This is a genomic window from Cytobacillus sp. Bac17 (assembly GCF_024519925.1).
Lineage (GTDB): Bacteria > Bacillota > Bacilli > Bacillales > Cytobacillaceae > Cytobacillus > Cytobacillus pseudoceanisediminis.
In genome coordinates this window covers 53,889-78,139 of sequence record NZ_JALJRC010000017.1, presented here as the reverse complement: position 1 = coordinate 78,139, position 24,251 = coordinate 53,889, and the positions used below count along the sequence as shown (strand labels likewise).

General features: G+C 41.1%; 30 protein-coding genes and 2 riboswitches. Of the genes, 21 read left to right on the top strand and 9 right to left on the bottom strand.

The window, feature by feature from the left end:
• The first annotated feature begins 11 nt into the window (after positions 1 to 11).
• From thiM to NR125_RS18555, 11 genes are all read left to right on the top strand, one after another.
• Entirely contained in the window at positions 12 to 872 is an 861-nt protein-coding gene (gene thiM / locus NR125_RS18605; RefSeq protein ID WP_009334479.1) for a hydroxyethylthiazole kinase, read from the top strand.
• On the top strand, positions 835 to 1,659 hold the full coding sequence (gene thiD / locus NR125_RS18600; RefSeq protein ID WP_251264483.1) for a bifunctional hydroxymethylpyrimidine kinase/phosphomethylpyrimidine kinase: 825 nt from the start codon (positions 835 to 837) through the stop codon (positions 1,657 to 1,659). Before thiM ends, thiD begins: the two co-directional genes overlap by 38 nt.
• Positions 1,649 to 2,317, top strand: a complete 669-nt coding sequence (gene thiE / locus NR125_RS18595; RefSeq protein WP_251174565.1) for a thiamine phosphate synthase — start codon at positions 1,649 to 1,651, stop codon at positions 2,315 to 2,317. The genes thiD and thiE overlap by 11 nt, the downstream gene beginning before the upstream one ends.
• Positions 2,318 to 2,418: 101 nt before the next feature.
• On the top strand, positions 2,419 to 2,733 hold the full coding sequence (locus tag NR125_RS18590; RefSeq protein WP_019379795.1) for a hypothetical protein: 315 nt from the start codon (positions 2,419 to 2,421) through the stop codon (positions 2,731 to 2,733).
• A 146-nt stretch (positions 2,734 to 2,879) separates the two neighbouring features.
• Positions 2,880 to 3,635 (top strand): exodeoxyribonuclease III, encoded by a 756-nt coding sequence (gene xth, locus NR125_RS18585; RefSeq protein ID WP_251174566.1) that lies wholly within the window; start codon positions 2,880 to 2,882, stop codon positions 3,633 to 3,635.
• 84 nt (positions 3,636 to 3,719) lie between these two features.
• Positions 3,720 to 3,998 carry a hypothetical protein gene (locus tag NR125_RS18580; protein WP_217031096.1) on the top strand — a complete coding sequence of 93 codons (279 nt, stop codon included), beginning with the start codon at positions 3,720 to 3,722 and terminating at the stop codon, positions 3,996 to 3,998.
• A 66-nt stretch (positions 3,999 to 4,064) separates the two neighbouring features.
• Positions 4,065 to 4,164, top strand: a riboswitch (guanidine-I (ykkC/yxkD leader).
• A 73-nt stretch (positions 4,165 to 4,237) separates the two neighbouring features.
• Complete coding sequence (locus NR125_RS18575; protein WP_009334485.1) at positions 4,238 to 4,570, top strand: DMT family transporter; 333 nt, start codon at positions 4,238 to 4,240, stop codon at positions 4,568 to 4,570.
• Positions 4,567 to 4,881, top strand: a complete 315-nt coding sequence (locus NR125_RS18570) for a DMT family transporter (protein ID WP_009334486.1) — start codon at positions 4,567 to 4,569, stop codon at positions 4,879 to 4,881. The genes NR125_RS18575 and NR125_RS18570 overlap by 4 nt, the downstream gene beginning before the upstream one ends.
• A 39-nt stretch (positions 4,882 to 4,920) precedes the next feature.
• A complete protein-coding gene (locus NR125_RS18565) occupies positions 4,921 to 5,991 on the top strand; it encodes an undecaprenyldiphospho-muramoylpentapeptide beta-N-acetylglucosaminyltransferase (RefSeq protein ID WP_251264480.1) in 1,071 nt (356 codons plus the stop codon).
• 673 nt (positions 5,992 to 6,664) lie between these two features.
• Positions 6,665 to 7,513 carry a P-loop NTPase family protein gene (locus NR125_RS18560; RefSeq protein ID WP_019379800.1) on the top strand — a complete coding sequence of 283 codons (849 nt, stop codon included), beginning with the start codon at positions 6,665 to 6,667 and terminating at the stop codon, positions 7,511 to 7,513.
• Positions 7,514 to 7,924 (top strand): HIT family protein, encoded by a 411-nt coding sequence (locus NR125_RS18555; protein ID WP_009334489.1) that lies wholly within the window; start codon positions 7,514 to 7,516, stop codon positions 7,922 to 7,924.
• Positions 7,925 to 7,956: 32 nt separating this feature from the next.
• Here NR125_RS18555 and NR125_RS18550 read toward each other — a convergent pair whose 3' ends face one another.
• A complete protein-coding gene (locus tag NR125_RS18550; protein WP_009334490.1) occupies positions 7,957 to 8,970 on the bottom strand; it encodes an AI-2E family transporter in 1,014 nt (337 codons plus the stop codon).
• Between the two features lie 37 nt (positions 8,971 to 9,007).
• On the bottom strand, positions 9,008 to 9,322 hold the full coding sequence (locus NR125_RS18545; protein ID WP_236888038.1) for a hypothetical protein: 315 nt from the start codon (positions 9,320 to 9,322) through the stop codon (positions 9,008 to 9,010).
• 107 nt (positions 9,323 to 9,429) lie between these two features.
• Here NR125_RS18545 and NR125_RS18540 point away from each other — a divergent pair, with 107 nt between their 5' ends.
• Positions 9,430 to 10,275, top strand: a complete 846-nt coding sequence (locus NR125_RS18540) for an SDR family oxidoreductase (protein WP_019379802.1) — start codon at positions 9,430 to 9,432, stop codon at positions 10,273 to 10,275.
• A gap of 383 nt (positions 10,276 to 10,658) precedes the next feature.
• Here the strand turns inward: NR125_RS18540 and NR125_RS18535 are convergent, their stop codons facing one another.
• Positions 10,659 to 10,856, bottom strand: a complete 198-nt coding sequence (locus NR125_RS18535) for a hypothetical protein (protein WP_009334494.1) — start codon at positions 10,854 to 10,856, stop codon at positions 10,659 to 10,661.
• Between the two features lie 164 nt (positions 10,857 to 11,020).
• On the opposite strand from NR125_RS18535, the gene NR125_RS18530 reads away from it, so the two are divergent.
• Positions 11,021 to 12,163, top strand: coding sequence for a metallophosphoesterase (locus NR125_RS18530; protein ID WP_009334495.1), 1,143 nt, complete (start codon positions 11,021 to 11,023; stop codon positions 12,161 to 12,163).
• 25 nt (positions 12,164 to 12,188) lie between these two features.
• On the opposite strand, the gene NR125_RS18525 is transcribed toward NR125_RS18530, so the two are convergent.
• The 5 genes from NR125_RS18525 to pxpB all read right to left on the bottom strand — a co-directional run bounded on the left by NR125_RS18525 (position 12,189) and on the right by pxpB (position 16,950).
• Entirely contained in the window at positions 12,189 to 12,980 is a 792-nt protein-coding gene (locus tag NR125_RS18525; RefSeq protein ID WP_009334496.1) for a putative hydro-lyase, read from the bottom strand.
• Positions 12,981 to 13,000: 20 nt separating this feature from the next.
• A complete protein-coding gene (locus NR125_RS18520; RefSeq protein ID WP_009334497.1) occupies positions 13,001 to 14,191 on the bottom strand; it encodes an NRAMP family divalent metal transporter in 1,191 nt (396 codons plus the stop codon).
• Positions 14,192 to 14,460: 269 nt separating this feature from the next.
• The gene (locus NR125_RS18515; protein ID WP_019379805.1) at positions 14,461 to 15,231 is read right to left on the bottom strand and encodes a LamB/YcsF family protein; all 771 of its coding nucleotides are present in this window, start codon (positions 15,229 to 15,231) and stop codon (positions 14,461 to 14,463) included.
• Between the two features lies 1 nt (position 15,232).
• A complete protein-coding gene (locus NR125_RS18510) occupies positions 15,233 to 16,243 on the bottom strand; it encodes a 5-oxoprolinase subunit C family protein (protein ID WP_009334499.1) in 1,011 nt (336 codons plus the stop codon).
• Complete coding sequence (pxpB, locus tag NR125_RS18505; RefSeq protein WP_256815901.1) at positions 16,240 to 16,950, bottom strand: 5-oxoprolinase subunit PxpB; 711 nt, start codon at positions 16,948 to 16,950, stop codon at positions 16,240 to 16,242. The genes NR125_RS18510 and pxpB overlap by 4 nt, the downstream gene beginning before the upstream one ends.
• A gap of 336 nt (positions 16,951 to 17,286) precedes the next feature.
• Here pxpB and NR125_RS18500 point away from each other — a divergent pair, with 336 nt between their 5' ends.
• Positions 17,287 to 18,009: a CBS domain-containing protein gene (locus tag NR125_RS18500; RefSeq protein ID WP_157380238.1), complete on the top strand. Its 723-nt coding sequence runs from the start codon at positions 17,287 to 17,289 to the stop codon at positions 18,007 to 18,009.
• Positions 18,010 to 18,058: 49 nt separating this feature from the next.
• Here the strand turns inward: NR125_RS18500 and NR125_RS18495 are convergent, their stop codons facing one another.
• Complete coding sequence (locus tag NR125_RS18495) at positions 18,059 to 18,187, bottom strand: hypothetical protein (RefSeq protein ID WP_256815886.1); 129 nt, start codon at positions 18,185 to 18,187, stop codon at positions 18,059 to 18,061.
• Positions 18,188 to 18,339: 152 nt separating this feature from the next.
• A riboswitch (PreQ1 riboswitch) is annotated at positions 18,340 to 18,382 on the top strand.
• A gap of 52 nt (positions 18,383 to 18,434) precedes the next feature.
• Here NR125_RS18495 and queC point away from each other — a divergent pair.
• The 7 genes from queC (at position 18,435) to NR125_RS18460 (ending at position 24,218) form a co-directional block, all read left to right on the top strand.
• On the top strand, positions 18,435 to 19,094 hold the full coding sequence (queC, locus tag NR125_RS18490; protein ID WP_009334502.1) for a 7-cyano-7-deazaguanine synthase QueC: 660 nt from the start codon (positions 18,435 to 18,437) through the stop codon (positions 19,092 to 19,094).
• Positions 19,095 to 19,097: 3 nt separating this feature from the next.
• Complete coding sequence (gene queD / locus NR125_RS18485; RefSeq protein WP_009334503.1) at positions 19,098 to 19,574, top strand: 6-carboxytetrahydropterin synthase QueD; 477 nt, start codon at positions 19,098 to 19,100, stop codon at positions 19,572 to 19,574.
• Entirely contained in the window at positions 19,567 to 20,298 is a 732-nt protein-coding gene (queE, locus tag NR125_RS18480) for a 7-carboxy-7-deazaguanine synthase QueE (protein WP_009334504.1), read from the top strand. Before queD ends, queE begins: the two co-directional genes overlap by 8 nt.
• A gap of 147 nt (positions 20,299 to 20,445) precedes the next feature.
• The gene (locus NR125_RS18475; protein WP_009334505.1) at positions 20,446 to 21,552 is read left to right on the top strand and encodes an ABC transporter ATP-binding protein; all 1,107 of its coding nucleotides are present in this window, start codon (positions 20,446 to 20,448) and stop codon (positions 21,550 to 21,552) included.
• Positions 21,542 to 22,345, top strand: a complete 804-nt coding sequence (locus NR125_RS18470; RefSeq protein ID WP_256815885.1) for an ABC transporter permease — start codon at positions 21,542 to 21,544, stop codon at positions 22,343 to 22,345. The genes NR125_RS18475 and NR125_RS18470 overlap by 11 nt, the downstream gene beginning before the upstream one ends.
• The gene (locus NR125_RS18465; protein WP_019379810.1) at positions 22,345 to 23,148 is read left to right on the top strand and encodes an ABC transporter permease; all 804 of its coding nucleotides are present in this window, start codon (positions 22,345 to 22,347) and stop codon (positions 23,146 to 23,148) included. The genes NR125_RS18470 and NR125_RS18465 overlap by 1 nt, the downstream gene beginning before the upstream one ends.
• Complete coding sequence (locus tag NR125_RS18460; protein ID WP_256815883.1) at positions 23,145 to 24,218, top strand: ABC transporter substrate-binding protein; 1,074 nt, start codon at positions 23,145 to 23,147, stop codon at positions 24,216 to 24,218. The genes NR125_RS18465 and NR125_RS18460 overlap by 4 nt, the downstream gene beginning before the upstream one ends.
• The last annotated feature ends 33 nt before the right edge of the window (positions 24,219 to 24,251 follow it).

The following is a 24,251-nucleotide window of genomic DNA, read 5'->3' as shown; positions in this document are numbered from 1 at the left end:
GAGGATTTTAGATGAACATTCAGGAGTTTAGCAGTCTATTGGAAAAAGTAAGAGTGTCAAACCCTCTTGTACATAACATTACAAATGTGGTGGTAACAAACTTTACTGCAAATGGCCTGCTGGCAATTGGGGCATCACCAGTAATGGCATATGCACATGAAGAGGCAGCTGAAATGGCTAAAATAGCTGGTGCATTGGTTCTCAATATGGGAACACTGACAGAAAAAGAAGTAAAAAGTATGCTCATAGCGGGTAAATCAGCAAATCAGCATGGGGTTCCAGTCATTTTTGACCCGGTTGGTGTCGGGGCCACGGCTTATCGCACAGATACAGCTAAAAGAATATTAGAAGAGTTAGATATTACCATCATAAGAGGGAATGCTGCAGAAATTGCCAACGCGGCAGGACAGAAATGGAGTATAAAGGGCGTAGATGCAGTTGAAGCAGCAGGTAACACTTCAGAGCTTGCTAAGTCGGCAGCAAAAGAACTTGGTGCAGTAACCGTTATTACAGGAAAACAGGATATCGTTTCAGATGGAAGATCCACTTTTGCCATTAACAATGGCCATCCTCTTCTAACGAAAGTAACGGGTGCCGGATGTCTTCTTACTTCAATAATAGGAGCTTTCGCTGCTATTGAAAAGGATCCTGTAAAAGCGGCAGTAACTTCATTGGTCGTTTATGGCTCTGCAGCCGAAATCGCAGCAGAAAAATCGGATGGCAAAGGACCAGGCACTTTCCAAATAGAGTTTTTGAATAGCTTATATAACATTTCAGCTGCAGATGTTGAATCATATGGCTCTTTTGAAAAACACCAGTTAGGAGGCAATATAAATGAAAGTGAACAAAGCTTTAACCATAGCGGGTTCTGATAGCGGCGGCGGCGCGGGCATTCAAGCTGACTTAAAAACATTTCAGGAACTCGGTGTTTTCGGCATGTCTGCTTTAACTGCGGTAACGGCTCAAAACACCAAGGGTGTTCAAGGAGTTTATCCAATGACAGCAGAGGCAGTTTCTGCTCAAATTCAGTCGATAGGAGAAGACCTCAGACCTGACGCTGTGAAGACAGGAATGCTTTTTAGTGCAGTTATAATCGAGAGTGTTTCCAATGAAATTGTGAGATACGGCTGGAAAAATGTCGTCATAGATCCAGTAATGATTGCAAAGGGAGGAGCAAGTCTTCTTCAGAATGAAGCGATATTAGCGATGAAAAAGCATCTTATACCTCTCTCTCTGGTGATTACCCCGAATATTCCAGAAGCAGAGGTTTTAACGGACATAAGAATTCGTTCACTAGAGGATAAAAGAGAAGCAGCAAAAAAACTGCATCACCTTGGAGCGAAAAATGTCATCATAAAAGGCGGCCATGATGAAGCAAAAGACATAGCAGCAGACCTTCTTTTTGACGGAGAAAGGTTTTCGGAATTTAAAAGCAGCAGAATACAAACAGCCAACACACATGGAACAGGCTGCACTTACTCGGCTGCCATAACCGCTGGCCTCGCTGACGGTCTTACCGTGCCAGAGGCTGTTGATCGGGCAAAAAAATTCATCCAGGCAGCAATTGAAAATGATTTAGGAATTGGCAGCGGTCATGGACCTACCAATCACTGGGCGTTCAATAAAAGGAAGAAGGAGGCTGAAGGATATGGCTGTTAATCCGCAGGCAATGAGAAGCTTATTAAAAGTATACTTCATAATGGGCAGCACAAATTGCTGCCAGAATCCTGAAAATGTCCTTCAAGCAGCCATCAAGGGAGGCATTACGTTATTTCAATTCCGTGAAAAAGGAGCAGGATGCCTTCATGGTAAAGAAAAGGAATCGCTCGCAAAAAAGCTTCAAGCAATCTGCAAACAGAGCAATATCCCTTTTATTGTCAATGATGATATTGAATTGGCAGTTAAAATAAATGCAGATGGTGTCCATATAGGCCAGGACGATGAAGCAGCCGATGTGGTCCGCAGGAAAATTGGCAGCAAAATCCTGGGAGTCTCAGTGCACAGCATGCAGGAAGCGGAAACAGCGATCCGTCAAGGCGCAGATTACATTGGCATAGGGCCTATTTATCCGACATCCACAAAGGCAGATGCCAAAGCAGTACAGGGACTTACTTTTTTGACAGAATTAAGATCTGCCGACATCCAAATTCCTGTTGTAGGAATAGGCGGAATTACTTCTGAAAATGCATCTCCCCTAATTGAGGCAGGAGCAGACGGTGTTTCTGTCATTTCTGCAATCAGCCAGGCGGATTCACCAGAAAAAGCAGCCGCCAAGTTATATGATTCAGTAAATAGAATAATGAGAAATGCCCATTGATTTGGGCATTTTTTATTGTATGCATGTTTGAAATTCTAAGGTTTATCCCAATCTATTGAGGATAGCTCACTAACAAACAATAGAAACAGAGGGATGAACAATTGAAAAAGTGGATGGAATCAGGCCTCTATGTTCAAGTGGCAGCTTTCATGCTGGTCGTCTATTATGGCTTCATTTCAGGTCTTGTGGCTGAGGAAACTCATATCGCAGAATTCGAAGGTAGAATAGAGGAAAAATATCGGCAGACCTCGGTTGATAATTACTTGAGCAACTTCAGCACGCATGAAGAATATTGGATTCGGCTGGATAATGGCAAAGCCTTTGAGCTGACGGCATCATTATATGAAAGTATTAAGCGGGGTGAAAAGGTCAAATTAGTGCAAATGAATGCCGGTACCATGATATTCAGGCAATAGAGCACCGCTAATTAAAGTATGCTGCATTTGCCAGTAATTTTTGTTGTTTGCCATTCCCGTTACAGTACTTTAACTGTGCAAGTATTGAATATCCGTGGTAATGTTGTATTCAGACAGAGTTTTTAACATAAGGAGATATAATAGCAATGAAACTCGTTTCATGGAATGTGAATGGCATAAGGGCATGTGTGAAAAAAGGATTCATGGATTACTTCAAAGAAGTGGATGCAGACATATTTTGCATTCAGGAATCCAAACTGCAGGAAGGACAGATCGAGCTCATACTGGAAGGCTATCACCAATACTGGAATTATGCGATAAAAAAAGGATATTCCGGTACAGCTGTATTTACAAAAAAAGAGCCGCTCTCTGTTCGCTATGGATTGGGCGATGACGAAACAGAACCTGAAGGCAGGATTCTCACGCTTGAGTATGAAGGCTTTTATCTTGTTAATGTCTATACTCCGAATTCACAGCGTGACCTGGCCCGGCTTCCATACCGTCTTGAGTGGGAAGAGCGGATCCGGGAGTATTTACTCGGCCTGGATCAGATTAAGCCTGTGATCATGTGCGGGGACTTAAACGTGGCTCATTTCGAAATAGATTTAAAAAATGCTAAATCCAACAGGGGCAACTCAGGCTTTACTGATGAAGAACGTGGAAAAATGACCAGACTGCTTGGATCCGGGTTTGTTGATGCATTCCGCTATAAATATCCCGAAGCGGAAGGAGCATATACCTGGTGGTCCTACATGGCCAAGGTAAGAGAGCGGAATATCGGCTGGCGGATTGATTATTTTATTGTGTCCGAAAAGCTAAAAGAAAGAATACTAGATTCACAGATCCACTGCGACATTATGGGCAGCGATCATTGCCCGGTAGCTCTTGAATTGGAAATATAAAGCGAAACCCCTGCCAGTTGCAGGGGTATTGTTTTAGTAAAAAAGGCAATAATTGAATTAACGTTATCATAAAGGATGGGGTAAATGAACAAAACAGAGATGCTGAAGCTTTTTGTTCTTATTGAAAGAATATATCCGCCTTTTCGGATCAAAAACGAAATCGTTAATTATTATTTTAATTATTGCCAGCAATTCGACTATGAGATGGCTCTGAGCTGCATAATAGGTCATATAAGAAAAAGCCCCTATCCGCCATCACTCAGTCATATTGCATCGAGATGCTCATTGCATTCTTTATCAGCTGAAATATCAGACAGCCGGAATTGGGAAAAAGAATATGTCCTTGCTAATCATGTGTCTTGATATCTATTTCCATTCATTATTATGGAAAAGGGGCTTTTATTTTGTTATAATGCCAGTAAATCTAATAAAAAGGTTTTCTAGGGTTCCGCAGCAGCTGCTGGCCTGGTCCGAGAGAAAACTCATAGCTATAAAAGCTATGCCACGGAAGGATAAAAGCCTGGGAGATACTGTTCATCAGATATCTTCCGGGCTTTTTTCTTTTTTCCGGGAATAATATTCGTAAAAAAGGGGCTGATTTCATGCAGTGGCTGAAGGTATTTATAGCCGCATTTTTTGAAGTGTTTTGGGTGATTGGGTTAAAGCATGCGGATGATCCATTATCATGGGCAGGGACCATCCTATGCATAGCAGTCAGTTTTTATTTGATGATAATGGCTGGCAAAGTCCTGCCTGTGGGAACGGTATATGCGGTCTTTGTGGGCTTGGGCACTGCTGGTACAGTTTTATCTGAAATTGTATTTTTCGGAGAGCCTTTGAAATTATCTAAAATAATTCTTGTTCTTATTTTGTTATTAGGTGTTTTAGGCTTAAAGCTGGTGACAAACGAAGATAAAGGAGCTGAAGCTTCATGAGCTGGGTGTTTCTTATTCTGGCTGGGCTTTTTGAAATGACAGGTGTCACCATGATTAACAGCTGGCACAAAAAAAGGAATTGGCAATCATTTTTCCTGCTGATTGGCGGTTTTGGCGCCAGCTTCATATTTCTTGCGCTGGCCATGAAAGAACTGCCGATGGGGACAGCCTATGCGGTCTGGACTGGAATTGGTGCCGCTGGAGGAGCCATTCTTGGCATGATTCTGTACGGAGAGCCCAAAGATGTAAAACGGATATTTTTTATTGCAATGGTATTAAGTGCTGCAATCGGACTTAAACTTGTATCTTAGATGTATAATGTAATTAAAATTGGTTTAGGCAGGTAGGAAATGAAAAAAAATACAATTGTTTTTACAGGGGGCGGCTCTGCCGGCCATGTGACTCCAAATATCGCCATAATAAATGAACTTTCCCAAGGAGAATGGGATATTCACTATATCGGCTCAATAAAGGGAATCGAAAAAGAATTGATTTCTGAAATGAACATACCTTATTACGGAATTAACAGCGGAAAACTCCGCCGCTACATGGATAAAGAAAATATAAAAGATCTTTTTCGTGTATTAAAAGGGATTATCGAAGCACGAAAGCTGCTTAAAAAGCTGAAGCCAAAGCTTGTATTTTCAAAAGGCGGATTTGTATCGGTCCCTGTTATAATTGCGGCAAGCTCATTAAAAATACCAATATATATTCATGAAAGTGACCTGACTCCAGGACTTGCAAACAAAATTTCTCAGCGGTTTGCAGACAGGATTTTTACTTCATTCGATGAAGCTGCGTCGCATTTTCCTGCAAGAAAGACTACGGCTATAGGATCTCCGATCAGAAGGGAAATCTTCTCCGGTGAAAAGGAGAGGGGAAGGGCGCTTCTAGGGTTCACGGATGAAAGGCCAATCTTGACTGTAATGGGCGGCAGTCTGGGGGCTAAGAAAATGAATGAAACGATCCGGGAATCCCTTCAGGAGCTGACTTCTATATACCAAATTGTTCATCTATGCGGCAAAGGTCAAAAGGATGAGAGTTTAATAAACATTAAAGGCTACAGACAATTTGAGTACATCAGCAACGAGCTTGCTGATATCCTCGCTGCTACAGATACAGTCGTCACCAGAGGAGGATCCAATGCCATTTTTGAATTTCTTGCTTTGAAGCTTCCTATGCTCATCATCCCGCTAACCAAAAAACAAAGCAGGGGGGACCAAATACAAAATGCAGAATCCTTCTTAAAAAAAGGATTCTCCCTTACATTGGAAGAGGAGAAATTAACAAAAGAAAGCCTTCTTGAATCCCTGGATAAACTTGAAAAAAGACGAGGACAAATCATCAATAACATGCAAGCCTCGCCAATGAGCGATGCACTAACGGTTTTGATAAAGGAAATTAACAAACACCGCAGATAATTTTGAGTGCAGGCTTTTATATGATCTTGGCGACGAAAATTCAGTGGCTTATTACTGAATGGGCGACATAGAACCTTCATGAAGACGAAAATTCAGTGACGCACCTTAAAATGGTTCACATAGAGCGTTTATGAAGACGAAAATTCAGTGGCTCATTAAAAAATGGGCGACATAGAACCTTCATGAAGACGAAAATTCAATGGCTTATCAAAAAATGGTCGACATGGACCATTCATAAAGACGAAAATTCAATGGCTCACCAACAAATGGGACCATAGAGCCTTTATGAAGACGAAAATTCAGTGGCTCACCAACAAATGGTCGCCATAGAGCTTTCATGAAGACGAAAATTTAATGCTTCACCAACAAATGGTCGCCATAGAACCTTCATGAAGACGAAAATTTCAGTGGCTCACCTTAAAAAGGTCTCAATGAAGTGTTCATAAAAAAACAAAATTTAGTGCCACACAAAAAAAGGTCGACATAGTCCGTTTATGGCGACAAAAACTGGTGGGCTCACCAAAAAGCTATTAATATCCAAGACAATTTCCCATAAAAAAATTCAGCAATAAAATAAACCTCTTCCAAACGACAAACAGTTAATAATGCTGTTTGTTTTTCTTTTTATGCATTACAATAGAATGCGAATTCTAAATATTGTGAAGGTGATTCGATGGATACAAAATTAATTTTAATCGAGGGTCTGCCTGGTTCAGGCAAATCTACTACTGCAAGATTGGTTCATGAAATTTTGATGCAAAACGGTATTGAGTCAGAGCTGTACTGCGAAGGGGATCTGAATCATCCGGCAGATTATGAGAGCGTCGCCTATTTTGAAAATGACCAGTGGCATCGATTACTGGAAGAATATAGTGCATTCAGAGACCAAATTATCGAAAATTGCATTCCGGAAGATAATGGCTATTTATTGCCTTATAAAAAGCTTGTACCTGACATTCCAGACACATTTTATGAGAAAGTATCTAAAAAGGATATCTATGAGCTTCCTTTGGATCAAAATATGAAACTTATAATCAATAATTGGGAACGATTTTCAACGCGAGCTGCCAGCGGCAAAAAAGTACATATTTTTGAATGCTGTTTTATACAGAATCCTGTTACAGTCGGTATGATTAAATATGGAGCTCCGCTTACAAAGGTTCGGAATTATGTATTGGCATTGGAAAATTCCGTGAAAAAGCTGAATCCGATATTAATTTATATCAGTCAGGATAACCTTGACTACTCTTTCAGGAAAGCGATAAAAGAACGGCCGCAATCCTGGTCTGAAGGTTTTATCCATTATTATACCGATCAAGGATATGGAAAGAAAAATCATTTAAGCGGGGAAGATGGCACTTTAAAGGTTCTTAAAGCCAGGAGGCAGGCAGAAGAGGAAATCTTGAAGAAGCTGTCCATTCGAAAGGCTGTAATCAATAACTCTGCATTTGATGAGCATTCACATAAAGCCGCTTTGGAGAAGTTGTTGATAAATCACCCCGCAAAGAAAGGAAAAAATTAAATGCCGCATCAGGATCATTGTCCTTTTTGCAGTCCGCACAAGGACCCTCTTCAAAATATCATTTTTGAAAACAGCACTTGTTATTTTCTTCAGCACGATAAAGAACAGGACGTATTGGAGGGTTGTGGGGTCATAGTGCCAAAAGCGCACCATTCCGATGCTTTTCACCTGACAGCGGAAGAATGGAATGATACATATGTACTTTTGCAAAAAGCTAAGGATTATTTAGATAAAAAGTATGCACCAGATGGATATACGCTTGGCTGGAATGTGGGCGATGCTTCAAATCAATCCATTCTTCACAGCCATCTGCACGTCATTCCCAGATATAATGATGAACCACACGCAGGAAAAGGGCTCAGGCATTGGCTGAAGCAGCCCGATAATAAAAGGGGGATTCTGAAAAGATGAAAAAACACACAGCGGGACTGTGTGTTTTTAAATTACTGAATTTTCGGCGGATTGCTCTTGACTTCAAGAACATCCAGCATAAATACAAACACTGGTATACCGACGATTAATCCCCAAACACCGAAGAAATGTTCAGAGAAAATCAGGACAATAAAGGTATAAAAGACCGGCAAATCCGTTTTGGAAGACATAAGCTTCGGATTTAAAATATACGCTTCAATGGCGTGGATCACCATAATGACCAGTACTATATAAAATACTTGGATGAATCCGCCGAGAGAATAGGCGATTGTACAGAGCGGGACAAGCGAAATAATGACACCTGCTACAGGAATTAATCCCAGCAGGAAAATCAGAATTGACAATCCCATCAGCTGTGGAAAGTCCATGATCCATAGAGCAAGTGTTGTCAGGATGCAATTGACTGTGGCAATGACAAACTGCGCCTCGATTACTTTCCCGAATGTTTGCACAAATTTACTTCCAAAATACTCGATTTCATTATAAAAGTCAGCGATTTTGCTGTGCTTAAATTTCAAGGTGAATTCAATCAGTTTCGGTTTTTCAAGCAGGAAAAACAAGCTAAGGATTAGAGACAGCAATACCTGTACGGCAATATGACTAATATCGGAAAAATATTGAAGCAGGAACGCAAAGCCCTGTTCAAGATATTTCGTAATTTCATTTGTTTCGAGCATTTGAACAATATATGTAATTACGATATTGTCATGTTTTTGGGTGTAAAAGCTTTCAACCTGTTTAAACAGCTGTGATATTTCAGATACAATTAAAGGGAGGTACTTGATAATCCCTATAGAAAGCAGGCCGATAATTCCCATATAAAGGGTTATGACCGTCAGTTTCCTATTCAGTTTAAATCTCGAGAGGACAAGCTTCACAAGCCTATCCATCAAAAATGAAAATATAAATGTAATCAGAATTAAATTAATCATGCTCCTCAGCAGGTAAAGAGCCAGGACAATAATTCCAAAAATAATGAATCGTTTGATGCTGTTATTATTTAAAAATGATTTTATCGTTTCCAATTTCATTCCTCCACACTTTTTAAGTTTCTTTAAAATTTCATGAAATGCGGAGATAGTTACTCTGGAACATATATGGGATCATGTATTCATTGCTTCTGTGAATTGCATGGGAGTTTAGCGCCTGAAAATGGATCCGGTATTCTTTATAATAGGTCAGCTTCGCCGTAAATTTTACTGCAGCTGCTAATGTGCTGCTCAATGCAGGGCTTTTAAGGGCAGGTGAATCAATAACAATGGCATTTCCCTTCAAATGCACATTTAAATCAATCGGCTCCTGGCTTTGCTGCAATGATGAAGACAAACCGGATACAAGCAGGAAAATGCTGAAAAATATGTGTGCCACCTTGTTCATCCTCTTATTATCAATATATTTACTATTTTATAATACTTTTTCATTTAATTATATATCTATTTACAGTCGAATTGGAAAAAATCATTACGAAGAAAGGATGATGATAGTTGGATAGGAAATATGCTGCCGTTACAGGCTGTTCCAGCGGGTTTGGAACCTTGATGGCCATTGAGCTGGCTAAGAATGATTTTCAAGTTATTGCAACAATGAGAAATACGAATAAAAGCAAATTATTAATGGAGAAAGCTAGACGAGAGGGAGTTCATGAACAGATATCCATTCACGAATTGGATGTCACCTCGTCCTCATCCATAGAAGTTTTTAAAAACCTGATCCTTCAATTGCCTTCAATTGATGTTTTAATCAATAATGCAGGCTATGCAGGAGCAGGATTTGCGGAAGAAATACCGCTGGAGGAGTATAGAAATCAATTTGAGACAAACGTTTTTGGAACGTTTGCAGTAACACAAGCGGTTCTGCCATTTATGCGAAAACAAAGAACAGGAACCATCTTAAATGTAAGTTCCATCAGCGGAAGAATCGGGTTTCCAGGCTTATCGCCATATGCCGCATCAAAATTTGCTGTAGAAGGGTGGAGTGAATCACTTAGACTTGAAATGAAACCGTTTGGCGTAAATGTTGTCCTGATTGAGCCAGGATCTTTCAGGACTGGCATCTGGACAACAGGGAAAAAGATAGCGGAACCATCCTTGAAAAAAGATTCACCTTATTATCCATATATGACAAAAATTCAAAATTACCTTGAACAAGGCGAGCCCTTTTATGAAGATCCGCTAATCGTAGCGAAAAAAGCAGTGAGCATTCTCAGGGAAAAAGAACCTTCACTCAGGTACCCGGTAGGAAAGGGTGTACGCACAAGAATACGCCTGAAAAACGTACTGAACTGGAAAAGCTGGGAGAAAATCATAATAAAAACTCTTTACAAAAAATAGAAGTTTTTTTCAAAGTTTGTTGTTTTTTTTACTCCAAATTTTATTTAATCTGCTGAGTTGATCTTCGCTGTGGGCACTTGATCCTTGAAAATGCATACGCATTTTCTTCGTGCGGTGATGATTCAAGGAAGACAATTCAAAGTCCTTCGGGAGGAGAGGGAGTAAGAGACCCCACAAGCGAAGCAAAGGAGGCTCTCATGCCTCCCCGCGGAAAGCAACGGACATCATTAAACACTAAAACAACAACAAATTAACTTATAAACAAATACACCGTAATTATTATCCCAACGATAAAAAAAGCAAATGTCCCTGAAAGAAACGGATTGATATGAATGAAAAATTCAGCTCTTTCTTCTTCATTCATATGAGTCATCATATTTAGCTTAATCAGCAATCACATTATTTGTCCAGGCATCATCCTGTGAAAAAGCAAATAGGCTTAATGCAAAAAGAATAAAGCTGCTGTAGGCAATGGTATCAAGCAGAGGGAAGTGAAGAAAAAACGAAATACCCGCTGCTAAAATTGATTCTAAAATAAAGAACAACAATGCCCAAACCCAGAATTTTTTTTGTCTAACCATGCAGGACCTCCTATTTTTGTTTTCTTTTATAACGAATAGGATGATAAAAAGTTTCAAAATTTTCCTTTTTTTCTTCTTTTTTCTTAAGCCCCCAATCTCTGATTAATTTTCATGTATCGAGAGAAAATAAGAAAACTTATCTTAGATCATCTGGGGGAGATGGAATGAAAAAGGGAATGAAAAAATACTTAATCACGCTGTTATTATTCATAGCCCTGCTGATTGTCTGGAACCAGACGGAAGCTGAAGTCTCCGGACCGCCAACCATCCATCTGCGCCTGATGGAAACAACGGATTTGCATGGAAATATGATTGGTTATGATTACGAAGACCGCAAGAAAACAGTGGAGTTTGGGCTTTCAAGAACGGCCAGCTTAATTAAACAGGCAAGAAATGAGTCTCCTAATTCCCTTCTATTTGATAATGGGGACATTCTTGAAGGCAACGGACTCGATGAGTATGCCTATAGAAGCCATCCGCTTGACATGGCTAATGTCCATCCTGTTTTTAAAGCCATGAATACTCTGCTTTATGATGCTGCTACGGTGGGAAATCATGAATTTAATTACGGAATTGATTTTATGGAAGAAAGCCTCAGGGGGGCTAACTTTCCTTATGTCAATGCCAATATATATGTTGAAGACAGCAATCAGCTCGATGAGGATGATTTGAATTATTTTAATCCCTATACCATTATAGAGAAAGAAGTGACAGATACAGCCGGGGAGAAGCATAAGCTGAAAGTTGGAGTCATCGGCTTTATCACACCGATTGTTGCGGAATGGAATAAGGAGTATTTTCACGGAAACCTTAAAGTGAAAAATATAAAGGAAACTGCCGAGCATTTTATCCCTATTATGAAAAGCAAAGGGGCAGATATTATTGTGGCTCTTGCCCATACAGGTCTAGAGTCCGATAAAGGACTGGATGAAAAAAAGGGCAACTCAGTTCATGCCCTCAGCAAGGTTAAAGGATTAGATGCCATTCTATTCGGGCACAGCCATTCTGTTTTTCCTGTCAAAGATGAACTGCAAAAGCTGCCTGGAATCGACTTAAAGACTGGCACCATTAACGGAACTGCTGCAGTCCAAGCTGGATATTGGGGCAATCATCTTGGTCTCATCGATTTGAAAATTGTTTTCCAGGATAGCGAATGGAAAGTTAAAAGCAGTCTTTCGTCGATCAGGCCCGTTTACCGGACAATCAATAAAAAAAGCAGGGAAGTAATACCCGCAGACCCAATAATTGAGCAGATTATGAAAAAAGATCATCATGATGCCCTGAATTATTTGAAAAATAAAAAGTAAAAGGCGCCCATGGGACGCCTTTTTCCTATAAAACCGAAAACTCCTCATTTTTCAAATCAGTAATAAACATATGTCCCGGAGCATGTGTAATCATAATTTCCGGCTTCACATGCATGGCAACTGCCTGGGGTGTTACCCCGCAGGCCCAGAAAACCGGTACCTCTCCATCTTTAATGGTCACAGGGTCCCCAAAATCTGGGCGTTGGATATTGCTAATGCCGATTGCTTCTGGATTTCCAATATGGACAGGGGCCCCATGGACAGATGGGAAGCGGCTTGTCACCTGTACAGCCCTAATGGCTTCCTTTTCTGTCATCGGACGCATACTCACTACCATCGGGCCTTCAAACCGGCCTGCACCCACACAGCCAATATTGGTTTTATACATCGGGACATTCCGATTTTCCTCAATATGGCGGATAGGGATATTATTTTTGAGCAATGCGTCTTCGAATGTAAAACTGCATCCGAGCAGAAATGCTACCATATCATCATTCCAATAAGATGTTATATCTGAAAGTTCCTCAGCGAGCTCTCCGTTTTTATATACCCTGTATTTTGGCAGGTCGGTTCTAATATCAGCATTTGGAGCTGACAGCATTGGCACTGGTGAACCTGGTTCAGTCACATCAATGATTGGACATGATTTAGGATTACGCTGGCAGAAGAGCAGAAATTCAAAGGCCAGCTCCTTTGGCAATATAGCCAGATTAGCTTGAATAAAGCCATTAGCCATTCCTGCAGTTGGATCATCCCAATCCTTTACACGGATTAATTTGCGCGCCTCTTCGGGATTCAATTGAGAAGGGGTGATCATATGAAAATCTCCTTTCATGCTTATTTAAATAGCTCGGGGATACCATTGATTAATGAATAAACCCCCATGTAAGACATGGCTATCACGATAATGACTCCGAAAATCGTCATCCAAAGGGGATGTTTATAATCACCGACAATTTTGGTTTTATAGGCAGCAATCAGCATTACACCTAATGCAATCGGCAGGATAAGCCCGTTTAATGAACCAACTAAAACCAATATTTTTACCGGTTTTCCAATCAAAACAAAAACAAATGTAGAAATGGCGATAAAACCGACAATGACCCATTTATGATATTTCTCGACAGCAGGGCTCAATGTCCGAATGAATGAGACCGATGTATAAGCTGCACCGACAACAGAAGTTATGGCAGCTGCCCACATAACTACTCCAAACATCTTATATCCAATATTCCCCGCTGCCAGCTGGAAGACAGAAGCAGGAGGGTTGGATGGATCGAGTGCAAGGCCCTGTGAAACCACACCCAGTGCGGCAAGGAACAGGAAGATACGCATAATGGAAGCAATCCCGATTGCACTGACAGAGCTCTTTGTGACTTCCGGCAGAGCTTCTTTTCCTTTGACTCCAGCATCAATTAAACGATGCCCGCCAGCGAAGGTAATATAACCGCCAACCGTTCCGCCGACTAGTGTAATAATGGCCAGAATATCAATTTTATCCGGCACGAACGTTTTGACAACAGCTTCACCAACAGGAGGCTGTGCAGTAAACATTACATAAAGAGTTAATCCAATCATGACAAATCCTAAAATCTGTGTGAAACGGTCCATTAATCTGCCCGCTTCTTTTACAAGAAAGATGCCGATTGCCAAAATTCCGCTTAGAAGGGCGCCCAATTCAGGGGATATACCGAAAATAACATTTGTACCTAACCCGGCACCGGCAATATTCCCAATATTAAAAGCAAGACCGCCCATGACAATCAGGGCAGCAAGGAAATATCCCAGTCCCGGAAGGACATCGTTGGCAATATCCTGTGCGCGCTTTTCAGAAACGGCTATGATTCGCCAGATATTCATCTGTGCCCCAATATCGATAATAATAGAAATTAAAATTACAAATCCAAAACTCGCAAGCAGGGTTTCTGTAAATACTGTCGTTTGTGTCAGAAAGCCTGGTCCAATGGCAGAAGTGGCCATAAGGAATGCGGCACCCAGCAAAAGACTGGCATTAGATTGCTTTTTCATTCATTTTCCCCCAATAATTCTATTTGTGGTTATCTTTCGTGCTTCTTTTACCTTGCATCAGCACTATTTGTAATGATTGAGTTCCATTCGCGCTAGAGTATTCTTCTTCAACAGAACTATTCCCGACAATCGCCCCTAAAAGCCTGCACGCTATTTTTTAAAACCTCATATGCACTATTTCAACCCGATGAGAACATCGGAATCCCCGCAAGATAAATAAGTCTCCTTAAAGGGGCACCAACTTTTCATTACTTCCACGAATATCGGTTTTATTTCAAAAACTCGCTGATTTTCGCTACCTGGATTCCTGCTTCATTCAGTGCCTTCGGAATATATTGGGCAAATTCAAGTGCGCTTTCCCCGTCACCATGGATGCATATCGTATTGGCCTCAATGGAAACGTCAGTACCCTGGACAGAATGAACCTTTCCTTCCTTGACCATGCGGATTACCTGATTTACAGCTTCGCTATGATCTGTAATAAGTGCATTGTGTTCCCTTCTTGAAGTAAGAGTTCCATCCTCCTGGTACGTGCGGTCTGAGAACACCTCATTTGCAGAGCGGAGTCCAATTTTCCTGCCGGCTTTTACTAATTCGCTTCCTGAGAGCCCGAAAAGAATCAGTTCAGGATCCACTTTATAAACCGCTTCTGCGATTGCTTCTGATAATGGTGCGCTTTTTGAGGCCATGTTGAATAATGCACCGTGCGGTTTTACATGCTGAAGCTTTCCGCCTTCAGATTTAACAAAGGCATACAAAGCACCAATTTGATAGACCACTAAGTCATAAGCTTCCTGAGGGGTTATGTTTATATCCCTCCGGCCGAATCCATGCAGATCCTGGAGTCCCGGATGGACACCCAGGCCAACATTCTTCTCAAGTGCCATCTTAACTGTTTTTCGCATGGTCGCAGGGTCGCCGGCATGAAAGCCGCATGCAATATTGGCAGAAGTAATATAATCAAGTATTTCCTCATCGCTCCCCATCTTGTATGAACCAAAGCTTTCTCCCATATCACAATTAATGTCTACAATGTGCATCTTAATTTCCTCCTCTTGTTTTTAAAAATATGCCTTGCTTTAATTCCCTTAATTTCATTTCTCTATTAATTAATAACTGCTGCGCCTGTTCATTTGATATTTCTGCAAAACTTAAGGAGTCTCCGGGTTTGGCCTGCGCCAGAAGGGGGAGGTCGACAGCAGCAACCTGTCCAATTTTTGGATAACCTCCAGTTGTTTGCCGGTCAGCCAGCAATACAATCGGATTTCCATCCGGAGGAACTTGAATGGAACCAAAATTTACGGCTTCAGATATTTGCTCAGCATGTTCTGACAGCGAAAGAGCAGGGCCTTTCAGTCTATATCCCATCCTGTCCGATTGTGAGGTAACTTCAAAGGCATGTTTGAAAAGCTGAACCTGGCTTGCTTCGGAAAATAAATCAAATTGGCGGCCCCTTGTTATTCTGATTTCTGGATTTGCCGCTGTGTCCGGTATGAGTTCTGATGCAATACCCCAGTCGTTTTCAACAAAAGTCCTATCAAGAATCTGTTTTGTCAAATACTCCGTTATTTTCAATGATTGGAGAGAAGGTTTGCCGGTTTCCAGCAGGTCTCCTGACTTTAATGCTCTGCCTTTATAACCGCCAATTCCTGCACGCAGGTAGGTGGATTTGCTGTTCATTACATCAGGTACGGCAAATCCGCCCGCAGCAGCCAGATAGGCTCGGCACCCTTTACGGCACCGGCCGAATTTAAGTTCACTGCCTTTTTTCACAAAAACGGATCTCCATGTCCGAACAGGCTGGCCATTGATGGAAGGGGAAAGGTCACCGCCGCAAATCGAAATGAGGGTATCTTTTTCAAATGTTAAAATTGGACCCATCATCGTTATTTCTAAAACAGGATCATTTTCTTCGTTTCCAGCCAGCAGATTGGCCATCCGGTGTGAAAATGGGTCCATGGCCCCGCTGGAAATCACGCCAAACTTTTGATAGCCGGTTCTCCCCAGGTCCTGAATGCTAGAAAGGAGTCCAGGCTTTAAAACGTTAATCATTGTTCCGTCTCCTCCCAATGATGGTATTCTTCCAGACTGATTGGCTTGAATTTGATTTGGTCGCCTGCTTTGAGTAGGGTAGGGGAGTCATCCGTCGGCCGAAACAATTTAACAGGAGTACGCCCAATCAGCTGCCAGCCGCCTGGCGTCTCGATGGGGTAAATACCCGTCTGCATCCCGGCAATCCCCACTGTTCTCTCGGGAATCTTTAGACGCGGCGTATCCCGTCTTGGTGCGGCAATTTGTTCTGACATTCCGCCAATAAAAGGGAATCCTGGTGCAAATCCAATCATATAGACCAGGTAGCTGCCTGAGGAGTGAATTTCAATAACTTCTTCGGGGGTAATCCCATTATGCTCTGCCACAAAATCAAGATCCGGCCCAAATTCTCCTCCATAGCATACCGGGATTTCAACAATTTCAGGTTCCGGCATATTATTTTCCGTCATCTCTTCAACAAGCGGTTTAATCAGTGAACACACGAAATTAAACGGGAGCTGGCCATTTGAAAGCTGATAGGCCTTAAATGGATTATAAAAAATGGTTACAGTTGTGTAAGCAGGTATGTATTCAATCATCCATTCGGGAGGGTACTTTTCAAGAAAGGCAGTCAGCGACTGAACTTTCTGATGAGTTTCCTTGCTGATTTCTTTCCCAAGCTCAACAAGAACAGCATCATCCCCTAATGGGTGAAGGGTGTATCTCATCATTTCACCAGCTTTCGCAGTAAATTTGTTTGTACTGAGGAATAAAATATTATTTGGTAATAATAAATCTTCATTTTTATTCAAAAGAATTTCATTCATTATTCTTTCTGAAAAAAGGGAAAATCATGTCTTCTAATGCTTGAATGAAAAACATTTATTAGTAATGTTATATATTTATGCAATGTCCTTAGCAGAAGAATATAATATTATATAATAGACTGAAAATTCTATTTGTGCAAATTATTCTGCTAGAAGGCGTACCAATAACTTCAAAGTTTAGTTTGTCCATCATTTTGGGAATAGAGGAGGTACATCACCATTTAGGGAGAGATCATATTGGAAGCAGATTTAGAAATGAACTTATCAGAAAGATTTGAGGCTGCCTTTAACCGTATTCACAAAGCCTTAAAACAATCTGCTAAAAACGCCAGAACAGATAGATTTTATAAACTTATAGAAATACAGAAAAATCATTCGCTGATTCGATTATATGAAGATGATTTGCATCAGTTTGCCAAGCTGCGAAATGCCATTGTCCATGAAAAAATAGACCTTGATTATTATATTGCGGAGCCTCATCTCGAGACGGTAGAAAAGATTGAAAGGATTGCCGGCCATTTTGAAAAGCCAAAAACCGCACTTTCCATAGCTGCAACTCCGGTATTTTATTTTTATGAAGATGGCAAGCTAACGGATGTACTGGCCATAATTAATAAATTTTCACACTCCCAATTCCCCATTTACTCGAGAAAAGAGGAATACTCATGGCTATTAACTTCGGCAGATATCGTGAAATGGATGGCAGAGCACTTTACAGAAGAAACAATCCAGTTGAAAAAGGTGAGAATTAAAGAGCTTTTCAGCAAGAAATCAAAGCATCAAATCTCGTTTGCAGGCAAACATACATCTATCTTTGAATTAGAGGATATGTTTGAGGACTGCCGAAATAAAAATGAAAAGCTTGAAGGGATCATAGTTACCGAGAACGGAAAGCCGACTGAAAAACCAAAAGGCATCATAACAGCGTGGGACCTCCTGGAAGCCGATTCAGAAAATTAAAACGCAAAAAAGGTGCAAGCAATAGCTGCACCTTTTTTGCCGGTTCCGATTATTGCAGCAGTCCCAGACGCATCAGAGTAGACCTATCCTGAATATTCATTCCTGCAGACTTTCTTATAAATGTCCCTTTTTTTGCAATGCCAAAGGAATAGCGTGAAGTCGATGTAAACCTGATCATGGCTTCAGTCCCTCCTTATGAAATTGGCGCTGCATTATTACTTTCCCGCGATTTTGAATAATAAAACTTTTTTACTGTATAAATTTAAGCCTTCTAAAAAGCCAATAAAGATGATAATATAAACTGATAGTTCAATAGCAAAATCCGTGTACACGGTAGAGGTTCTAGCTACCCTCTTTAAAAAACTAAGGAAAACAGGTCTGCTTTCTTAGTGGTCCTGTTTTTCTATTTAAAGGAGAATTTTTATATGAAAAATGATAAAGCCCTCGTTGTGTTCAGTGGCGGTCAGGATAGTACAACTTGCTTATTCTGGGCAAAGGAACGTTTTGAAGAAGTGGAAGCCGTCACTTTTAATTATAATCAGCGTCATAAGCTGGAGATCGAATGTGCACAGCAAATAGCAAAAGAACTGGGGATCAGGCACCACATTCTAGATATGTCCCTATTGAATCAGCTGGCACCAAATGCACTAACCCGTGATGAGATTAAAGTAAAGGATGGGGAGGAAGGCGGGCTTCCATCCACATTTGTGCCTGGGAGAAACCTTTTATTCCTGTCATTTGCTGGTGTGCTGGCCAGTCAGATTAATGCAAAGCATATTATAACCGGGGTGTGTGAAACAGATTTCAGCGGCTACCCAGACTGCAGGGATATTTTTATAAAATCATTGAATGTCACCCTTAATCTATCAATGGATGAACAGTTTGTGATCCATACACCATTAATGTGGCTCAACAAAGCAGAGACATGGAAGCTGGCAGATGAATTAAATGCCCTTGATTATGTGCGTGAGAAAACACTGACATGCTATAACGGAATTCCGGCTGATGGCTGCGGGGAGTGTCCAGCATGCCATTTAAGGAAAAATGGCCTTGAAGAATACCTCAAGGAAAAGGAGGAGCTTTAAGCCATGTACGGTTTCAGGATTGTTGATAAACTGCAGAAGATAAATGAGGATATCAAACCCGATCAGCTGAAATACCACCATAAGCGTGTAATGGTCAGCAAGGAATTCACTTTTGATTCAGCCCATCATCTGCATTGCTATGAAGGCAAATGCAAAAACCTGCATGGGCACACCTACAAGGTGATTTTTGGCATAAGCGGATTCGTGGATGACAGAGGATTAATGATTGATTTCGGCGACATTAAAAAAATTTGGAAAAACGAAATTGAAATATTCCTTGACCACAAGTATCTGAATGAAACGCTGCCGCCAATGAATACGACAGCAGAGAATATGGTTGTCTGGATTTATGAAAAAATGGCACAAAGCCTCCAAAACAGAAAAGAGCAATATGTTGGTGCAAGAGTAGAATTTGTGCGCCTTTTTGAAACTCCTACAAGCTATGCGGAAGCAAGAAGGGAGTGGATGGAGGTTGAGTAAGATTCCTGTTCTCGAAATATTCGGACCAACCATTCAGGGTGAAGGAATGGTGATCGGCCAGAAAACGATGTTCGTCCGTACAGCAGGATGTGATTATTCATGCAGCTGGTGTGATTCATCCTTTACCTGGGATGGAAGTGCGAAAGACAGCATCCGCCAAATGGAACCGGATGAAATTTGGAAAGAGCTTAAAGAGCTGGGTGGGGATGGATTTTCCTTTGTGACCATATCCGGGGGTAATCCTGCACTTTTAAAAAATTTGAGTGAACTCATTTCTTTGCTCAAAGCAGAAAAAATTAAGATCTGCCTGGAAACACAGGGGAGCCGCTGGCAGGATTGGTTTTATGAAATTGATGAACTGACCCTATCCCCAAAACCGCCGAGCTCAGGCATGAAAACAGACTTCGATGTGCTCGGTTATATTGTGAATAATCTTCAGACCAAAAGAAAGGCAGAACAGCAGGTCTCACTGAAGATTGTTGTTTTTGATGATAAGGATTATGAATACGCTAAAAACATTCATAAGCGCTATCCCGGTGTTCCGTTTTATCTGCAGGTGGGAAATGATGACACTGTTACAGCTGACGACCGAAATTTATTGCAGAAACTGCTTGACAAATATGATTGGCTCATTGAAAAAACGATACATGACAATGATTTGACAGATGTTAAAGTACTTCCGCAGCTGCATACATATGTATGGGGCAATAAGCGGGGAGTGTAGTATCTGCTAATCCCGCACCAATTGGTGCGGTTTTTTTTGTAAAGGATGTTCAACAATTTATGACAGATTCCGAGAAATTTATGATATTATACGTTTGAACTTAACAATACATAAGCGCTGTAAATTTCTATAGATAGGGAGAGTTAGATGACAGATAACACCATTATTCGATTTAATTCCGTTACAAAAAGATATGATAATGATCCGCCAGTTTTAAAAAATGTCAGCTTTGAAATTGAGCGCGGGAAGTTCTATACCCTTTTAGGGCCATCGGGCTGCGGGAAAACGACCATATTGCGATTGATTGCCGGATTTACTGAACCTTCCGAAGGGGACATTTATTTTAATGGGCGAATAATAAATAATGTTCCAGCCAACAAAAGGCAAGTAAACACCGTTTTTCAGGATTACGCTCTATTTCCGCATTTGAATGTGTATGAAAATATTGCATTCGGTTTAAAAATCAAAAAAATGAAGAATGCCGATATTGAGAGGAAAGTAAAGGAAGCGCTAAGATTTGTAAACCTTGAAGGCTACGAAAATCGTGAAATCAAAGAAATGTCAGGTGGACAGCGCCAGCGTGTTGCCATCGCGCGTGCCATTGTCAATGAACCAGAGGTTATTCTCCTGGATGAACCTTTATCCGCACTTGATTTAAAGCTGCGGACCGAAATGCAATATGAGCTGAGGGAACTGCAGAGAAATCTGGGCATTACGTTTATTTTCGTCACACATGACCAGGAAGAAGCATTAGCCATGTCAGATGAAATTTTCGTACTTAACAGCGGAAGCATCGAGCAAAGCGGAACTCCTACTGATATTTATGATGAGCCGATCAATCGTTTTGTAGCAGATTTTATTGGGGAATCAAATATCGTTGCTGGAACGATGATCCAAGACTATCTGGTGAAGTTTGCCGGCAAATTATTTGAGTGTGTTGATGGGGGCTTTGAGCCAAACGAAGATGTTGAGATCGTCATCCGCCCTGAAGACCTGGCTATTACCGCACCGGAAGATGGGAAACTGAAGGTACAAGTTGACTCCCAGCTCTTTAGGGGAGTCCATTATGAAATCAGCTGCTATGACAGCGATGGCAATGAGTGGCTGGTCCATTCAACGAAAAAGGCGACAGTCGGGGATCAAATTGGCCTTCATTTCGATCCCGAAGCAATACACGTCATGAGGCACGGGGAAACAGAAGAGGAATTTGATAAGCGTCTTGAAGCTTATGAAGAGGAAAGCCATGAAAACTAATTCCCGCAACTTTTATTTAATTCCTTATGTCCTTTGGATTGCTCTCTTTGTAGTAGCGCCATTGCTTCTTGTTCTGTATTATTCGTTTTTTGATATTGAAGGGCACTTCACTTTGGAGAATTATAGAAAGTTCTTTACACCCGTTTATTTAAAAATGACTTTAAGCTCCTTTTGGTATGCCTTTTTAATAACGTTATTTTCATTGCTGATCGCTTATCCGACAGCTTATTTGCTTACTAAGACGAAACATAAGCAGCTGTGGCTCTTATTAATTATACTGCCATCGTGGATTAATTTGCTTTTAAAAGCCTATGCATTCCTGGGTATCTTTGGAACATATGGTGCAGCGAATAGCTTTTTGGATGCAATGGGAATAGGGGGCAGGCAAATTCTGTTCACTGATTTCAGCTTTATCTTTGTGTCAGTATACATCTTTCTTCCTTTCATGATTTTGCCGATATTTAATTCTCTGAATGAACTGAATCCAACCCTTCTTGATGCCAGCAATGATTTAGGCGGGTCTTCCTGGGTAACATTTAAACGCGTAATTTTTCCTTTGACACTTGATGGCGTGAAATCGGGATGCCAGATCGTCTTTATCCCTGCACTGTCATTATTCATGCTGACAAGGCTGATTGCAGGAAACCGTGTCATCACTCTTGGAACAGCCATTGAACAGCATTTCCTTGTGACACAGGACTGGGGAATGGGCTCGACCATTGCCGTATTTCTGATTATCGCAATGGTGTTCATTATGGTGCTGACAGGCAGAAGAAAGCGGGGGATCCTATAATGAAAAAGAACAGGAAATGGCCGGCGATTTATTTGGCACTTATCTTTATCATCCTGTACGCCCCGATCTTTTACTTGATATTTTATTCATTCAACAGCGGAGGGACCATGTATCAATTCGAAGGTTTCACCCTGGATTGGTATCGGGAGCTGTTTGCTGATGCCCGATTACTCATCATTGTCCTTAACACCATTATTATTGCCCTTTTATCTGCAGCGATTTCGACCATTATTGGAGTGGCTGGAGGACTAGCCATTGCCTATGCTAGAAAACGCAGAGTGAAAAATACGCTCCTGTCACTGAATAATGTGCTGATTGTCAGTCCGGATGTCATTATAGGCGCCTCGTTTTTGATTCTGTTTACAATGATCGGACTTAAGCTTGGATTTGTATCTGTTTTGCTTGCTCACATAGCCTTTAGTGTACCGATTGTTGTGCTGATGGTTTTGCCTAAAATAGAAGAAATGAGCACGTCCATGATTTATGCAGCCATGGATCTTGGGGCAAGCAGATTCGATGTGCTGACCAAAGTCATTCTCCCTTATATTACTCCTGGAATTTTCGCTGGCTTTTTTATGGCCCTGACGTATTCCCTGGATGATTTTGCGGTAACTTTCTTTGTTACAGGCAACGGCTTTACCACTTTGTCTGTTGAGATTTATTCACTGGCAAGACGGGGAGTTTCTTTAAATATTAATGCTTTATCTGCTTTGCTTTTCCTATTTACAATCATTCTGGTAATAGGCTATTACTTTATTACGAAACGAAATGATAAGCCGAATGGAATGGGGGTAAGGCAATGAAGAAGCTTGTTCAGGCACTCGCCGCGGTATTAATTGTTTCATTTACCTTATTGTACATCGCTTCAGGGCTGAATTCCTCCCAGGGCTACACAAGCGGAAATACTTTGACCATTTTTAATTGGGGCGACTATATAGATGCAGACTTGGTGGACAAATTCGAACAGGAAACAGGCATAAAAGTCATCTATGAGACATTCGATTCCAATGAAGCGATGATGACGAAAATTGAACAGGGTGGCACAGCTTATGATATTGCTGTTCCATCTGAATATGCGATTGAAAAAATGAAAGAGGAAGACCTGCTTTTGCCGGTTGATCATTCAAAAATTCCGAACCTGAAATATATCGATCAGCGTTTTATGGACCTGCCTTTTGATCCCGGGAATGAATATTCAATTCCCTATTTCTGGGGTACTGTCGGAATTCTTTATAACACCGATATTTTAGGAGATAAAAAAATCACAAGCTGGAATGATTTATGGGACCCTGAATTAAAGAACCAGATCCTGCTGATAGATGGGGCAAGGGAAGTAATGGGCATGGGTCTCAACAGTCTCCATTATTCGCTGAATGACAAAAATAGAGACCATTTGGTCGAAGCTAAACAAAAGCTCGATAGTCTTACTCCTAACATTAAAGCCATTGTCGGTGATGAAATCAGAATGCTGATGGAAAATGATGAAGCCGGCATTGGGGTGGTCTGGTCCGGCACGGCTCAGGAACTCATGTGGGAGAAGGATAATCTGGAATATGTACTTCCGGAAGAAGGCTCCAATCTTTGGTTTGATAATATGGTCATCCCTAAGACTGCCAAAAACCCGGAAGCAGCCCACCAGTTTATGAATTTCATCCTTGACCCGGAAAATGCGGCACAAAATACAGAATACGTTGGATATTCAACGCCGAATAAAGAAGCGCTGAAATATATGGACGAAGAAACAATTTCAGATGAACGATTCTATCCGGATGAAGAAATGACAGCTCGGCTGGAGGTTTATGAGAACCTGGGAAAAAGAATGCTTGCTTATTATAACGAGCTTTTCCTTGAATTTAAAATGCATAAAAAATAAAGTGCTGCCAGGATCAATTCCTGGCAGTTTTTG